At 58.5% G+C, this 14471-nt stretch carries 14 protein-coding genes and 1 pseudogene; 12 read left to right on the top strand and 3 right to left on the bottom strand.

Going from position 1 to position 14471, the window contains the following annotated elements:
* Positions 1–838: 838 nt before the first annotated feature.
* Together VNX23_RS00470 and VNX23_RS00465 are read right to left on the bottom strand one after the other, a co-directional pair.
* Positions 839–1432 carry an HdeD family acid-resistance protein gene (locus VNX23_RS00470; protein ID WP_325626871.1) on the bottom strand — a complete coding sequence of 198 codons (594 nt, stop codon included), beginning with the start codon at positions 1430–1432 and terminating at the stop codon, positions 839–841.
* Between the two features lie 71 nt (positions 1433–1503).
* A complete protein-coding gene (locus VNX23_RS00465) occupies positions 1504–1896 on the bottom strand; it encodes a PRC-barrel domain-containing protein (protein ID WP_325626869.1) in 393 nt (130 codons plus the stop codon).
* A gap of 266 nt (positions 1897–2162) precedes the next feature.
* Here VNX23_RS00465 and VNX23_RS00460 point away from each other — a divergent pair, with 266 nt between their 5' ends.
* On the top strand, positions 2163–2579 hold the full coding sequence (locus VNX23_RS00460) for a hypothetical protein (protein ID WP_325626867.1): 417 nt from the start codon (positions 2163–2165) through the stop codon (positions 2577–2579).
* A gap of 10 nt (positions 2580–2589) precedes the next feature.
* Positions 2590–3150 carry a hypothetical protein gene (locus VNX23_RS00455; RefSeq protein WP_325626865.1) on the top strand — a complete coding sequence of 187 codons (561 nt, stop codon included), beginning with the start codon at positions 2590–2592 and terminating at the stop codon, positions 3148–3150.
* Between the two features lie 140 nt (positions 3151–3290).
* Here VNX23_RS00455 and VNX23_RS00450 read toward each other — a convergent pair whose 3' ends face one another.
* The gene (locus tag VNX23_RS00450) at positions 3291–3725 is read right to left on the bottom strand and encodes a transcriptional regulator (protein ID WP_325626911.1); all 435 of its coding nucleotides are present in this window, start codon (positions 3723–3725) and stop codon (positions 3291–3293) included.
* A gap of 481 nt (positions 3726–4206) precedes the next feature.
* Between VNX23_RS00450 and VNX23_RS30935 the strand changes: the two are divergent.
* The 10 genes and pseudogenes from VNX23_RS30935 to VNX23_RS00400 all read left to right on the top strand — a co-directional run.
* Positions 4207–4332, top strand: a pseudogene (locus VNX23_RS30935) (hypothetical protein); the annotation flags it as partial.
* A gap of 12 nt (positions 4333–4344) precedes the next feature.
* The gene (locus VNX23_RS30930; protein ID WP_414642923.1) at positions 4345–6402 is read left to right on the top strand and encodes a PAS domain S-box protein; all 2058 of its coding nucleotides are present in this window, start codon (positions 4345–4347) and stop codon (positions 6400–6402) included.
* Between the two features lie 237 nt (positions 6403–6639).
* Entirely contained in the window at positions 6640–7569 is a 930-nt protein-coding gene (locus VNX23_RS00435) for a 3-hydroxyacyl-CoA dehydrogenase (RefSeq protein ID WP_325626863.1), read from the top strand.
* A gap of 1 nt (position 7570) precedes the next feature.
* Positions 7571–8548 (top strand): 3-hydroxyacyl-CoA dehydrogenase NAD-binding domain-containing protein, encoded by a 978-nt coding sequence (locus VNX23_RS00430; RefSeq protein WP_325626861.1) that lies wholly within the window; start codon positions 7571–7573, stop codon positions 8546–8548.
* A gap of 54 nt (positions 8549–8602) precedes the next feature.
* Positions 8603–9820, top strand: a complete 1218-nt coding sequence (locus tag VNX23_RS00425; protein ID WP_325626859.1) for an acyl-CoA dehydrogenase family protein — start codon at positions 8603–8605, stop codon at positions 9818–9820.
* A 128-nt stretch (positions 9821–9948) separates the two neighbouring features.
* Positions 9949–10728: an enoyl-CoA hydratase-related protein gene (locus VNX23_RS00420; RefSeq protein ID WP_325626857.1), complete on the top strand. Its 780-nt coding sequence runs from the start codon at positions 9949–9951 to the stop codon at positions 10726–10728.
* A gap of 37 nt (positions 10729–10765) precedes the next feature.
* Positions 10766–11992, top strand: coding sequence for a CoA transferase (locus tag VNX23_RS00415; RefSeq protein ID WP_325626855.1), 1227 nt, complete (start codon positions 10766–10768; stop codon positions 11990–11992).
* A gap of 70 nt (positions 11993–12062) precedes the next feature.
* A complete protein-coding gene (locus VNX23_RS00410) occupies positions 12063–12860 on the top strand; it encodes an enoyl-CoA hydratase (RefSeq protein ID WP_325626853.1) in 798 nt (265 codons plus the stop codon).
* Between the two features lie 70 nt (positions 12861–12930).
* The gene (locus VNX23_RS00405) at positions 12931–13455 is read left to right on the top strand and encodes a flavodoxin domain-containing protein (protein ID WP_325626851.1); all 525 of its coding nucleotides are present in this window, start codon (positions 12931–12933) and stop codon (positions 13453–13455) included.
* 3 nt (positions 13456–13458) lie between these two features.
* Positions 13459–14471: 2-oxoacid:acceptor oxidoreductase family protein (locus VNX23_RS00400; RefSeq protein WP_325626849.1), on the top strand; the 1013-nt coding region annotated here is incomplete at its 3' end.

Below are 14471 nucleotides of genomic sequence, written 5' to 3'. Positions count from 1 at the left end.
ATTCCGTAACCTCTGCCGGCTATCGGGCGGGTCAGCCGCGTCAGCGACTGCGCACATACACAGGCGACAGCTGCTGGCACCCGGCCTGTGGTACACCCTCAGAATCGAATCTTAGCCATGGCTGATGCTTGGCGTGCCATTTCGGGCCGGGGCCACGCATGTAGTGCAGCTCAGGCCGGTAGCCGTCGCACACGTCCAGGATCAGATTGTGAACGACGCTAGCGAAGCCGGACACTGACTCAGCCGCCTTGCGAGCAAAACCTGACAATGCGGTTGCATCCAATAATCTCATCGCTGAACTCCTCCTGTTGTCTTGCCACTCGATATCGGTGGGTTACGTCCAAGCGTAGTCACAGAGAAATGGACCAAACCATTGCACAACAGGCTGATCCGTACTTACATTTGGCTGAGAGGAGCATACCTAGGTTTAGGATCTGCCCACTTGAGCCTTGCGACTGACGGCAAGGTCGCCGAGCGACATCGGTCGATCAGCCTTTGACAAAATCTGATTTGTCGCGAATGACGCTTGCGGCCGGTCGCGTCATTTCGCTGCCGCGCAGCATTGGGTCGCTCTTGGTGCAAAGCGAACATCCAATGGCTGGCAACGCGGGCTGACCGGGTCCAAATGATCCAGAGCGGTCATGAGACCCAATCCATTACTGCCTCTTCAAATGAGCGATGAATCTGTTCCGTCAGCCTCGCGGTCGAGGCGAAGCCAGTCAGTGAGGCAGGATAGCCTCGGACATCATCATAATCCGCTCTCCCAGCGATTCTTGATTTTTGATTGCAGGGGGGAGTCGGAATGCTTGTGTCCCGACCCCTCCCTGGACAAGTCAGTTTATGCGGTGGACTGTCTAAAGGATTTCGCGACATTGCGGACTTCCATCGCTGTCATGACGATTGCCAGTCCTGTCGTGATCAGGTTGATGCCCACGATAAGACCGAGCGTCCAGCCCGCACTCGCCGGCCAAGAGTAGATGATAATCCCCGCAAGAAGGAGATCCGAGATTCCGCTCACGAGCAGCCAGCCCCAGGAACCAGGCATGACATCGCGATAGGAAAATGACGCTGCGATCTGGAAAGCGCCTTCTGCGATGAAGAACGCCGTCAGTACCATCGTGAGAGAAACGGTCCCTTCTGCCGGTTTCCAGACCAGCATGATGCCCACGGCCAGCGACAGAGCCGCAGTGAGCAGCATCCAGAAGAACGCCGATGCGTCGCGCGCCGAGAACATGGCCACGAGGCCGAAGAGGCCACTGAACATAAAAAGCCACCCGATATATATGTCCACGGCGACGGAAGCGATGACCGGCTCCGCTACAGCCAGGCATCCCAAGACAAGCATGACGACGCCCTGAAATACAAACCACTTCCAGTTTTCGCGGATGGCGGCTCTGAGAGCATTCTGAAAGTCACTTAGCTCCGAGTTCATTGAAGTTCTCCAATTGGTGAGGGCGACCCGATAGGATTGGCCTTCGCTACCTGGGCGCCTGGGGTTGGGGATCAGTGGGTTGCGTATTCGAATTCAGGCATGGCCTTGATCGCGGCCTTCGTAGCGCCCGCAAGAACGAATTTTCCATCATTCTCCTTTAACTGGTTCACCGGAATTGCCACGTCGTGACGGCCGACGCCCAAGAAGCCACCTGCGCCGATAATGGCGTAGGAGACTGACTTGTCAGGTGACACGATGATGTCGTCGATCTTTCCGACAGTCTCGCCACCATCGTTGAAGACTTTTTTTCCGAGAACCTGTTTCTTGGTGCTCCAGCCTGTTGTGACGTCGCGCAGTTCGGCATAGGCCACCCCAAGTTGGGTTGAGCCGACTACCTGCTGGGCAAGGCAAGCAGACGTACCGATCAAGAGTACGGTAATTGCGATTGTGGATAGCGACTTCATGAGAACCTCCATTTGCAAGGTTGGGTGAACTGTGAAGTCCTAAGCTCACGGAGCACTCGCTCCCAATTAAAAGCTGCGAATCGTGGCGAATCGGCGCGGCGCAGAAGGTCGGTCTTTGATCGCATGAGCTGTCCTGACCTGGGTCACGAACTACGTGCGAATGTGCGGTTACGCGCAATTAGGCAGGATTCGTAAAGCTTCATTCGCCAGCAATTGAGAAGCGGCGTTAGGCTCTCATCGTTCAATCCAGAAAAGGAGAGACTGTTATGGCACAACTAGCCACCGCTTCGGCCAAATCTGGCGCGGAAGCAAAAGTGAAAGACGCAATCGACAATCTGCGATCGGCTGCACAGGATCTGCATAGGCAGATTACCGACGCCGCCGCCAGGAAGAGCGGCGCCACAAAGGCCGACCTCGCGGCTCTGACTGAAAAAGCCAAGAGCCTTGCGAAGTCCGTAAAAGCTTCTATCGACACACAGCAAGGCAACGTGGCCAAGCATTTGACCGATGCGATAACGCATCTTGAGGCCACACAAGCCAATTTGTCCGACAGTCTGAAAGCGACCGGCGCCGACCTTGATGCGTCGGTCAAGAAGGTTCTCGTGGAGGCGCGCGCTTCTGTACAAAAGCTAAGCGAAGCTGTTGCCGAAAAGCGAGCGGCCAACTCAGCCAAAAAAAGCTAAGGAGACCATCATGCGTAACTATATTGCAGCTGTGTTTGACGACTCTCGCAAGGCCTACGAGGCCCTGCGCCAACTATGGGACCTTGATGGAAGAGGGGACATCGCCGTTCACGGAACGGGAGTGGTCCACCGTGACGAGCTCGGTTTCATCCAGGTCGACACCAAGGAAACTCATCCCGCCCTGGGGACGGCAATCGGCGTCGGCGTCGGCGCGTTGTTGGGTGCTCTGGCTGGACCTGCTGGCGCCGCAGTCGGTGCGGCCGGAGGAGCCGGGATCGGTGCGGCGACCGGCGGTGCGGTCGGAATGATCGCGGACCTGGATCGCGCAGATACTCGCCAGGAAGCGGCTGACGAAACTGGCTTCGTTTTGGGTTTCAAACAATCAGCGGTCATTGCCGATGTGAGCGAGGATTGGACGACGCCGATCGACACCTGCATCCGGAAGCTCGGCGGAAAGGTCTACCGACGGCCCAGGAGCGATATCCGGGACGACGCCTGGTACTCACCGGCATATCCATACGGCTACTATCTCTATCCGTATGAGTACGTTCCTCCCGCCTATGCTTTTTGACGATTTCTGAATCCGTTATCCTCTCCCGAACGCAGCTTAACGGCGTTCGGGAGAGAGTGCTGCGGCGACGCGAAGGCGTATGCGGCGGCGTTCGGGACAAGCAGGGCCGCAAGCAGCCGGTTGATCGCGGCGACACGCCGTCAATTGTAAAAAAAGCGCGGTTCGCACATCGTCGCAAGCGAGCAACGAGCGCATCGGTTGCGATCGAAGCCGCGGGTGTGCGCGACCTTCCTCGGATCCTCGGCTTCCTGATGAACCGCAAGCAATTGCAAGCTGCGGCTAGCGCGCGCCGAAAGCCCGTGGACGCCGCAAGTGTCCTTGTTGATCGCGGGCCCGGATCGCTGTCCGGACCAGGGCATCTCATTGTCCGCCGTGGAGACCGGGGCGACGAACCTGTAGCCGCGCCCCGGAATATTGATCAAATAACGATTGCCCTTAAGTCCATCGCCAAGGACTCTGCGTAGCGCAGTAATGTGTACAGTCAGATTGCTCGGTTCAACGAACACGCTGGGCCATACGCGAGCCATGAGCTCCTCTTTGGTTACGAGCTCACCATGACGTTCGACAAGCGCGATGAGGATCTCAAGGGCACGACTGCCAAGGCGGACGGGCCGTTCGGCTTCAAGCAGCAACCGTTGGACGGGAATCAAGTGGAACGGGCCAAATGAGAAGGTCCGCACCAACGCGCTATTGATTCGGTCGGGATTCATGATGAAACGACCTTTAGATGCGCGGCAACACCTGTCTCTCTTCCGCTGATTGCACTACTTGGAAAATGGGGAGTTCACACTTGAAACTAGCAAAGACCCGACAAGAAGGATTGTTCAATCCTGTCTGAATTAGAACGCCTTTGCGGTTGTTTCGGTGGCCGCTTCAAGCGAGACGCGACGAACTCAAGCGCATAGCGTTCGTTCTCAGCGGATTGCCCGATGAACGATCAACCGCCTCAAGAACCGCCACTGGGGCCTCCACTCACCGTAAAACCTGCTATAGTCACTTGCCGGAGGCCGCACGCTCAGTCAGTGATCGGGCTGCGGATGAACGAAAGCGCAAGGCACGGGCATGGGGTTGTCCATTAGTCGCCGCATTCTTCAGTCGCATGGCTGCCGCTTGTGGGCGACCGCAAGAGCGGATCGGGATACGATTTTTCAGTTCACGTTACTGACAAGCCCGGGCAGTTGATTTTTCGTCGCCATGACCGAGGAGCACCGCAAGAAACAGGAATCGGTGCGGGAAAGCGAAGAGCGCTTCCGTACGATGGCGGACACCGCGCCGGTGCTGATCTGGACTACGGACGCCGATAAGCTTTGCACCTATGTGAGTCAGACTTGGCTCGATTTGACGGGGAGAATGTTCGAAGAGGAGTTGGGTTGCGGCTGGGTCGACGACATTCACCCGAGTGACCGCGGCGTGCGACTTGAGGCTTACGCGGATCGTTTCGACCGACGCAGCCCCTTTACAGTCGAGTATCGCGTGCGACGGCACGACGGTGAGTATCGCTGGCTGCTCGACAAGGGCGCTCCCCGCTTCGCTTCCGACGGCACTTTCCTGGGCTACATCGGCTCAGCCACGGACATAACCGAGCGCAAGCGCGCAGAGGAACGGCTGCGCGTGCAGCACACGGTCGCGCAGATCCTGGCGGAAGCGGCCACGATCGAAGAGGTCACTCCGAGAATACTGCGGGCTATTGGCGAGTGCCTGGAATGGGACGCGGGCGCGCTCTGGCGCGTGGACCGGCAGGCCGAGGCGCTGCGCTGTGTCGAGCTTTGGCATAAAGCCTCTATTGAGGTCCCTGAATTTGAACGAGTCAGCCGGGAGTCCACCTTCGTTACAGGCTTGGGACTGCCGGGCCGGGTGTGGTCCAGTCTTGAGGCCGAATACATTGCCGATGTCGTTTCTGATGGAAACTTCCCGCGCGGACCCACCGCCGAACGCGAAGGATTGCACACGGCCTTCGGCTTTCCCATCCTGCTCGGGAGCGAAGCCTTGGGCGTTATCGAGTTCTTCAGCCGTGAGATCAGGCGACCCGATCAGGAGCTGCTCAACATGCTGGCTACCATCGGCAGTCAGATCGGTCAGTTCATCGAACGCAAGCGCGCCGAGGCGGAATTGCGCGATTCGGAACAGAATTACCGCACGTTATTTGAATCGATTGACGAGGGGTTTTGCACGATTGAAGTGTTGTTTGACCAGAACGAAAAGCCGCTTGATTACCGTTTTTTGCAAGTCAGCCCGTCGTTTGAGCGGCAGACGGGAATCAAGGATGCCGTTGGCAGACGGATGCGCGAAATCGCGCCACAGCATGAAGAACATTGGTTCGAGATTTACGGCAGAATCGCGCTGACGGGCGAGCCGATGCGCTTTGAAAATGAAGCCAAACAACTCGGACGCCGGTATGACGTTTACGCCTTCCGGGTAGAAGACCCCAGGCGCAGACGTGTCGGAATCCTTTTCAACGACATCACCGAGCGCAAGCGGACGGAAGCCGAGGCACGAGACAGCGAGGCGCGCTATCGGGAAGTGCAGGGGCAGCTGGCGCACGCGAGCCGCGTCGCGTCGATGGGGCAACTGACGGCCTCTATTGCCCATGAAATCGCCCAGCCGATTGCCGCGATTGTCAACAATGCACGAGCCGCGTTGAACTGGCTTGGCACCCGACCGCCGGACCTGGAGGAGGTCCGGCAGACGCTCGGCGAGATCGTCAATGACGGCAAGCGAGCCGGCGATGTCATCAACTGGATCCGGGCCCTTATCAAGAAGGAGCCTCCGCGGCGGGAAGCAATGGAGATCAACGAAGCGGTCCTTGAGGTCATAGCTTTGACCCATGGCGAAGTGGCGAAGAACGGCGTCTCGGTGCGGACGCAGCTCGCGGAAGGCTTGCCCCTCATTCAAGCGGATCGAGTCCAATTGCGACAAGTTGTGCTCAATCTGATCATCAACGCCGTCGAAGCGATGAGCGGCGACGGCGAGGGGTCGCGTGAGTTGCTGATCAGCACTGGCAGGGATAGCCTGAACGGCGTGCTCGTCAGTCTGCGGGATTCGGGTCCGGGACTGGATCCAGCAACTCTTGAACAGCTTTTTCACTCATTCTACGCCGTCAAATCCGGCGGCATGGGCATGGGACTATCAATTTGTCGTTCGATCATCGAAGCGCATGGGGGGCGAATATGGGCGGGCGCGAATGAGCCTCGGGGCGCGGTCTTTCAATTCAGCATACCTCCAGAGCGCAGCGAGACCGGTTCCGCTGATTAGGCCGGCCAGTGCTGGCGGCATGAGAAAGCGGTACAGGGAGCAAAGACGAGAGCCCAGGTCTGCTTTTAGGCACGGCGAGAGGAAAAATCTCAACGCCTTGCAGACATGACATGTGATCACCAGGCACATCGTCAAGAAGCATAATCATCCCAGCGACGACACTCTCATCCAATATTGCGGCAGGTATGTGCGGCATTGTTGCGGTCACGGGCTGACCAATTGCAACACAGGTGCCGCATGTCTGAAGCCGTCTTGACCAAGAAACGAAACGCTGGTGCCAGCGCCTTCGTTTCTCGCCTTTTTGTGCTTGAGTTGAACGCCGGTCTTATTCACTCCATGAATACGGACGGCTCCGATCGCAAGACCATCGTAACGGAGTGCCACTTGCCTGACGGCATCGTCGTCGATGTGGATGCCAGTCATATCTATTGGACCAATATGGGTATCCCGAACCTGAACGACGGATCGATCGAGCGTGCCGATCTCGACGGCAAGAACCGCAAGACAATCGTAGCACAGGGACAAACTCACACTCCAAAGCAGATCATTCTCGATAAGGAGGGCGATAAACTCTATTGGTGCGACCGCGAGGGCATGCGAGTCATGCGCTGCAATCTCGACGGCTCGCATCTGGAGACACTCATCGAAGCCGGCCACGGCGAAGCCGATAGCCGAGATCAGACGCTATGGTGCGTTGGACTTGCGATCGATCCGAAATCAAAAAAGATCTACTGGTCGCAAAAGGGCCCAGATAACGCCGGGCTCGGCCGCATCTTCCGCGCCAATATTGAAATTCCCAAGGGTCAAACCGCCGCGGCCAGAAACGACATCGAGATTTTCTTTGGCGCTCTGCCGGAGCCGATCGATCTTGAGCTCGACCACAAGAACCGCGTTCTCTACTGGACCGACCGCGGTGATCCTCCGCGAGGCAACACGGTGAACCGCGCCTCGATCGACAACAAGCCTGATGAGCCAGAGATCGTGGTGACCCATCTCATGGAGGGGATCGGTATCGCGCTCGACGTTCCAAACGATCGCATGTTCGTGACCGATTTCGCCGGCTCAATTTACTCTGCACGGCTTGATGGTTCCGGCGAACGAAATTTCCTTTACGCACAGGGCAATCTCACCGGCATCGCATACGCCGAAATCCCGAAGGAGAAATGATATGTCGCAAAGCAAGCCCATCCGCCGGGTAGCCATTATCGGCACGGGCGTCATCGGCGCAAGCTGGACCTCGTTGTTCCTTGCCCACGGCCTCGATGTGGTGGCAACCGACGTTGCGCCAGGCGCGGACGCGGCGTTGAAGCGCTTTGTCGCGACGGCGTGGCCTGCGCTGCAACGACTCGGCCTCGCACCCGGTGCTTCCCAAGACCGGTTGTCATTTACTCCGGTTCTTACGGACGCAGTCAAGGATGCCGATCTGGTTCAGGAGAACGGACCGGAGAAGATCGAGTTCAAGAAGACACTCTATCGTCAGCTGGACGAGCTGCTGCATCCCAACGTCATCATCGCCTCGAGCTCGTCGGGTTTGACCATGAGCGAAATCCAGTCGGCGTGCAAAATGCATCCCGAACGCTGCGTGATCGGCCATCCGTTCAATCCGCCGCATCTGGTGCCGTTGGTCGAAATCGTCGGCGGGGCAAAGACCTCGGAAGCGACGATTCAGCGCGCTGCGGAATTTTACACGTCGATTGGGCAGCGGACGGTACGCGTCAACAAGGAAATGCCGGGCCATGTCGCCAATCGTCTGCAGGCGGCGCTGGCACGCGAAGTTTACTACCTTGTCGCAGAGGGCGTGGTGAGTGCTGCCGACGTCGACACTGCCCTCTGCTGGGGTCCAGGCCTGCGCTGGGGCATCATGGGAAATATGATGCTCAACCATCTCGGCGGCGGTAAGGGCGGCATCGAGCACTTCTTCCAGCAGTTCTCCGGCCCGATGACGGCCTGGTGGAAGACCCTCGGCTCGCCCGTGCTGACGGCGGATGTGCAAAAGAAGCTGATCGACAGCGTCCATGCCGAAGTCGGCTCGCGCACGGTGGAGGAACTGGAGGCAGAGCGAGACCAGGTCCTGCTCGGGCTGCTTGAGATACGCAATAAGGTTGCCAAGCCGAGCCAACCGAAATCGAAGGCAGCCGTGGCGTGAGACGAAGCGCCACCATCATCCTATGACCCCAATTCACGCCAGCAGGAGTCCCAAATGCCCACTGCAGCCACAGTAAGCAAGATCACGCCGAAGCCGGTGCCAGTACCGAACGGCGACTTCTATCAACTGATCGACCTTCTTTCGCCTGACGAGAGAGCGGTCGTCAAGAAGGTGCGGACCTACATGGAGACCAAGGTCCAGCCGATCATCAACAAGTATTGGGCCGATGACGCGTTTCCGTTCGAACTGCTGCCTTCGTTCAAGGAGTTGGGCATCGGCGGGCTTGGTTTTGAGGGCTATGGCTGCGCGGGAGGCAGCCAGAAGCTATTCGGATTCGTTGCGATGGAGCTGGCGCGCGTCGATGCATCGGTTTGTACATTCTTCGGCGTGCACAGCGGCCTGGCTATGGGCTCGATTTATCTCGACGGCTCCGAAGAGCAGCGACAGAAGTGGCTGCCGCAGATGGCCCGTTGGGAAAAGATCGGGTGTTTCGGGTTGACCGAGCCGCTGGTCGGTTCGGGAACGAGCGGTGGCCTGACCACGACCGCCAAGCGCGAAGGGGATAGCTGGATCCTCAATGGCCAGAAGCGGTGGATCGGCAACTCGCCATGGTGCGACCTTTCGATCATCTGGGCGCGGGATCTGGCTGACAATCAAGTCAAGGGATTCATCGTCGAGAACAAATCGACCCCCGGTTTCAGCGTCGAGAAGATGGAGCACAAGATCGCGCTGAAAGTCGTCCAGAACGGCCAGATCACGCTGAAGGACGTGCGCGTTCCGGAGGCAAATCGTCTGCAGGGCGGCAACTCGTTCCGCGATACTGCGCGGGTGCTGAGGATGACGCGGTACATGGTGGGTTGGGCCTCCACCGGCATCCAGATGGGCGCGTTCGAGGCGACGCTCAAATACACCCAGGAGCGGCAGCAGTTCGGCAGGCCGATCGCTTCATTCCAGATGGTGCAGGACCTTCTTGCCAAGATGCTCGCCAACGTGACTGCCTGCCAGTGTTTGATGCTCCGGCTGGCCCAGCTCGATGACGAAGGGAAGCTCGGGGATCACCACGCAGCGCTGGCGAAGGCGTTTTGCACGGCCAAGTCGCGCGAGACGGTCGCGTGGGGACGTGAGCTTCTGGGCGGCAACGGAATCATTGCTGACTACAACGTCGGGCGCTTCTTCGCCGACGCGGAAGCTCTCTACTCCTACGAAGGTACTTATCAGATGCAAAATCTCATCGTCGGGAAAGCCATTACCGGTCACGGCGCCTTCGTGTGACATCCGATCGCGCCGGCGCTCCGACGCCGGCGCCCCCCCATGCAGGAGATACGATTATGGCTTCCGGAGTTGCACCATCCATCTCTTCGCCTGCAACTGCGCCCAGCTCTTTACCCAAGGCGGCGTTAGTGCTTGCGAACGTCCTGTACGAGAAGAAAAATTCGATAGCCTACGTAACGGTCAATCGGCCCAAGGTGCTTAACGCGCTCAATACACCGACGTGGGCCGACCTGGAGACAGCATTCCAGGATGCCAAGGCCGATGCATCCGTGCTGGGCGTGATTCTTACCGGCGCGGGCGAAAAGGCCTTCATCGCCGGTGCGGACATCAGCGAGCTCGCCCATGTCGATGCCTACGGGGCGGAGGAGTCCAGCCGGTTCGGACAGGGGGTACTGGATCTCATCGAAAACCTCGGCAAGCCCGTGATCGCGGCGGTGAACGGCTTTGCTCTGGGCGGAGGTTGTGAGACCGCCATGGCTTGCACAATGAGGATTGCGACGGAGCATGCCAAATTCGGCCAACCCGAAGTGAAGCTCGGCTTATTACCCGGAGGTGGTGGAACGCAGCGTTTGCCACGTCTGGTGGGAAAAGGGCGCGCGCTGCAGTTGATCCTCACGGGCGAGACGATCTCCGCGCAGGAAGCCTGTCGCATTGGCCTGGTCAACGAAGTCGTCCCTGCAGCCAGCCTGATCGACCGTGCCGAAGCCATCCTGAAGCAGATCGCGGCCAACGCACCGATCGCTGTGAAGTTCTCGCTGGAGGCCGCGAACAAGGGGCTGGAGACCAGCCAAAGCCAGGGCCTCGCCCTGGAGGCTTCATTCTTCGGCATTTGCGCCGCCACCGAAGACAAAAAGGAAGGCACCATGGCCTTTCTCGAGAAACGTACACCGCAATTCCGAGGTCGCTGAATTGATCGCGGTACACAGGGATTCAGAAAGGACAGCCATGGCAAGCAACAACGTTTTCTCCGGACTGAAAGTGGTGGATTTGGCGAGCTTCATCGCAGGCCCCAGCGCCGCTGTGATCTTGTCCGACTTCGGCGCTGACGTCATCAAGGTGGAACCGCCGACCGGCGAATTATGGCGGCACGGACACCAAATTCCGCCGCAGCCGGCCTCGGAGGATGCTTATCCCTGGCACCTCGCCAATCGCAACAAACGCGGTATGGCTCTTGATCTGAAAACTCCGGGCGCCCAGCAAGTTCTCGAAAAGCTGGTAAAATGGGCCGACGTCCTGGTCGTCAACACGCCGCACCCTGCGCGCAAGAAATTGAAGCTCGAGTACGACGATGTGGTGGGATGGAATCCGCGGCTCATCTATGCGGACATCACGGGTTTCGGCGACAAGGGACCCGATGCGAATCTCCCCGGCTTTGACATCACGTCGTACTGGGCACGGAGCGGATTGCTGTCAATGACACGCGATGCCGGCGCGCCGCCCACCTGGCCAGTTGCCGGTAGCGGCGACAATGCCACCGCCGTCGGCCTCTATTCGGCGATTGTCACGGCGCTTTATCGCCGCGAGCGTACCGGTGAGGGCGCGCACGTCACGACTTCGCTTCTTGCAGAAGGCGTATGGTCCGCCAGCGTTTCCGTCCAGGCCGCGCTGTGTGAGGCGAAATTCTTCGGCCTGCACGATCGAACGCACCCCGCAAACGCGGCAATGAATGTGTATCGCGCCAAAGACAACACCTGGTTTGTTCTCATCGTGACGCCCGATAAGCTGGTGGCCGTCGCCAAAGCAATCGGCCGCCCGGATATTCTGACCGACCCGCGCTTCTCGGATCCAGCTAAGCTGGCGGCGAATATGCCGCAGCTCACGGCAATCTTGGACGAGGTCTTCTGCTCCGAGCCGATGGCGCATTGGTACAAAGTGTTCAACGGCATTCATGTGACGTTTGGAGCAGTGCGCGGGCCGCAGGAAGTGATCAATGATCCCCAACTGCGAGCGAATGACATTATCGTTCCGCTCGAAGGCGCCGGCGGCAAGCTGACATCGACGATCAGCAGTCCGATGCAGGTGCATGGCGTCGCCAAGGTATCCGCGAAGCGCGCCCCAAAGCTTGGAGAACACAACGAGGAGGTTCTCCAGCAGCTCGGATTTAGCGCCGCCGAAATCGACGGTTTGCGTGAAAGCGGTGCCATTCCCAAAGCATTGGAAAAAGTAGCCTAGCATAACGATACTGCCGCGGGCTCCGGGAGCCATCCCGAACCTCGATTTGTGCCGAAATCCAGCAAAGGACATGACATCGATGACGGATGACATTGTTACCGAACGAACTGGAAGTATGCTGCGCGTCCAATTGAACCGTCCTGCAAAGCGGAACGCGATGACGTCAGCGATGTACGTGGCGCTCGCGGACATTTTCAACGAGGCGGCGAAAGACGAGAACACACGGGTCGTCATCTGGCACGGCGCGGGGGATTCGTTCTGCGCCGGCAATGATATCGAGGATTTTCTGAAAAATCCGCCGGGGCCGGGCGAATCGCCGCAGTCGCGCCTGATGAATGCATTTGTCAATTTTGATAAGCCATTGGTCGCGGCGGTCCATGGTGCTGCGATCGGCGGTGGCACCACCATGCTGACGCACTGTGACTTTGTCTACGCGGGCGAGAGTGCGCAATTTCAGATGCCCTTCGTCAATCTTGCCGTCGTGCCGGAATTCGGATCGAGTTGCTCCATACCTGCGCGGATTGGTTACCTCCGTGCGGCAGAGCTGATTTTGCTGGGAATTCCTTTCGACGCCAGGCGCGCTGCCGAATTGGGGCTGGTCACTCAAGTCATATCCGACAAGGACGTTCTGGCGAAAGCAACCGAAACGGCCAGGAAGTTGGCAGCCAAGCCGGCAGGCGCCCTGCAAGCCAGCAAGAAGCTCGTGAAGCAGTCATTTCGCGAGCAGATCAAGGCTGCGATGAAGGCCGAGAACGAAGAGTTCAGTGTGCAAGTCCGCTCCGAAGATGCCAAAGAGGCGCTGACGGCGTTCTTGGAAAAGCGCAAGCCTGATTTCACAAGGACCGTCAAGTCCCGGGCGACGGCATAGGGACGAACATACGTTTCCGCCGACACGTCAAGGTAGGCCGGCCGGGAACCTTCACTGGTGGAGGTGACTCGTGAACAACATCGCCAATGCCGCCGGGGCTGGCCCGCACTTCAATCAACGTCGAGCCCTCCATATCGTCTTTGCCTCGACTAGCGGTCACACGGAGTACGTGGTGGATGCACTGGTCGATTCTTTGAAGAGCATTACCCCAGGCTGGGAGATCGAGGAAACGATGGCCGAGAAGGCCCAGCCACAGGATTTGCTGAGCGGAGATGTCCTCCTGCTCGCCTCCGCGACCTGGAATACAGGAGGCACCGAGGGACAATTGAATCCACACATGTCGGTGCTGCTTCATGACAAGGCGAAGACTCTGGACCTGGCCGGCAAACCGTGTGCGTGCATCGGGCTCGGGGACCATCGGTATTTCTACACGGCGCGAGCGGCGGATCATTTGCAGCGCTACGTCAAGGCCCATCACGGTCGTCTGATTGTTCCAACGCTAAAAATCATAGACGAGCCCTACGGCCAGGAGGAGGCAGTAAGGGTTTGGGGCAAGCAGTTGGTGGATGCTTCGAAGCCGGCAGATGAGGGTTAGGCGATGTTCCGCATCTCTCTCAAAATCGTTGGCGCTTCCGGACAGGGAATAAACTCCATTGGCGCGATTATCGCCAAAGGTCTCAAGCGATCCGGATATTGCGTGTTCGGCTACCGCGAGTATCCCTCCCTCATAAAAGGCGGGCACGCGAGCTATCAACTGGACGCCTCGAATGAACGCATTTGCAGCACCGAAACGAAGGTGAACGTGCTTGTTGCGCTCAACCATCACGGTCTCGAGCTGAACATGGATGAATTGAAGCAGGGAGGGATTGTGCTGCACGTCACGCCCGCATGGCAGTTTCCGGAGCACCATCGGAAGCTGATCGCGGAGCGAAGCCTTCGCGTCATCTATTTCCCGGTTGATGACATTCTTAATCGCCTCGGCGCAAAGGCAATTCTGTCGAACGTGCTGCTGACCGCCTTTGTCTGGTCCATGCTGGACCAGGATATCGATGTCATCAAATCCCTCGTCGGCGAGAAGTTTGCGAAGAAGAAAGCTCTGCTTGAACTCAACATGCGATGCATCGATGAGGGATATTCCTTCAATCCAGAGCAAGGGACGATCTCCGTCGCGTTGCCGCCGCCTGACAAGGGCTTCGCCAGCCATCTTTTAATTACCGGCAGTCAAGCGATGGGACTCGGCGCGGTTCACGCGGGGGTGCGGCTCTACGCCGGATACCCGATGACGCCTTCCAGCCCGCTTTTGTCATTCATTGCCGAGCTCGAAAACAAGACTCACATGGTGGTCAAGCAGGCGGAAGACGAAATCACCGCCGCGCAGATCGTGAGCGGGGCAATGTACATGGGAACCCGCGCGCTCACCGCCACCTCCGGTGTCGGATTTGATCTTATGAGCGAGACACTGTCTCTGAATGCCATGATCGAGAACCCGACGGTGTTTGTGCTGGCGCAACGCCCCGGTCCGGCGACGGGCCTGCCGACCTGGACGGCCCAAGGCGGTCTCTTACAGGCCGCGAGTTGCTCTGCCGGCGAATTCGCGCGCTGCGTAATCGC

The sequence above is a fragment of the Bradyrhizobium sp. genome, assembly GCF_035570375.1.
GTDB lineage: Bacteria > Pseudomonadota > Alphaproteobacteria > Rhizobiales > Xanthobacteraceae > Bradyrhizobium.
This window is presented reverse-complemented; position numbering and strand designations above follow the sequence as displayed.

What these genes read in the sequence shown, in the direction of transcription:
- VNX23_RS00470 (WP_325626871.1), bottom strand. Translation starts at nt 1,432, where the DNA reads ATGAACTCGGAGCTAAGTGACTTTCAGAATGCTCTCAGAGCCGCCATC.
- VNX23_RS00465 (WP_325626869.1), bottom strand. Translation starts at nt 1,896, where the DNA reads ATGAAGTCGCTATCCACAATCGCAATTACCGTACTCTTGATCGGTACG.
- VNX23_RS00460 (WP_325626867.1), top strand. Translation starts at nt 2,163, where the DNA reads ATGGCACAACTAGCCACCGCTTCGGCCAAATCTGGCGCGGAAGCAAAA.
- VNX23_RS00455 (WP_325626865.1), top strand. Translation starts at nt 2,590, where the DNA reads ATGCGTAACTATATTGCAGCTGTGTTTGACGACTCTCGCAAGGCCTAC.
- VNX23_RS30930 (WP_414642923.1), top strand. Translation starts at nt 4,345, where the DNA reads ATGACCGAGGAGCACCGCAAGAAACAGGAATCGGTGCGGGAAAGCGAA.
- VNX23_RS00435 (WP_325626863.1), top strand. Translation starts at nt 6,640, where the DNA reads ATGTCTGAAGCCGTCTTGACCAAGAAACGAAACGCTGGTGCCAGCGCC.
- VNX23_RS00430 (WP_325626861.1), top strand. Translation starts at nt 7,571, where the DNA reads ATGTCGCAAAGCAAGCCCATCCGCCGGGTAGCCATTATCGGCACGGGC.
- VNX23_RS00425 (WP_325626859.1), top strand. Translation starts at nt 8,603, where the DNA reads ATGCCCACTGCAGCCACAGTAAGCAAGATCACGCCGAAGCCGGTGCCA.
- VNX23_RS00415 (WP_325626855.1), top strand. Translation starts at nt 10,766, where the DNA reads ATGGCAAGCAACAACGTTTTCTCCGGACTGAAAGTGGTGGATTTGGCG.
- VNX23_RS00410 (WP_325626853.1), top strand. Translation starts at nt 12,063, where the DNA reads ATGACATCGATGACGGATGACATTGTTACCGAACGAACTGGAAGTATG.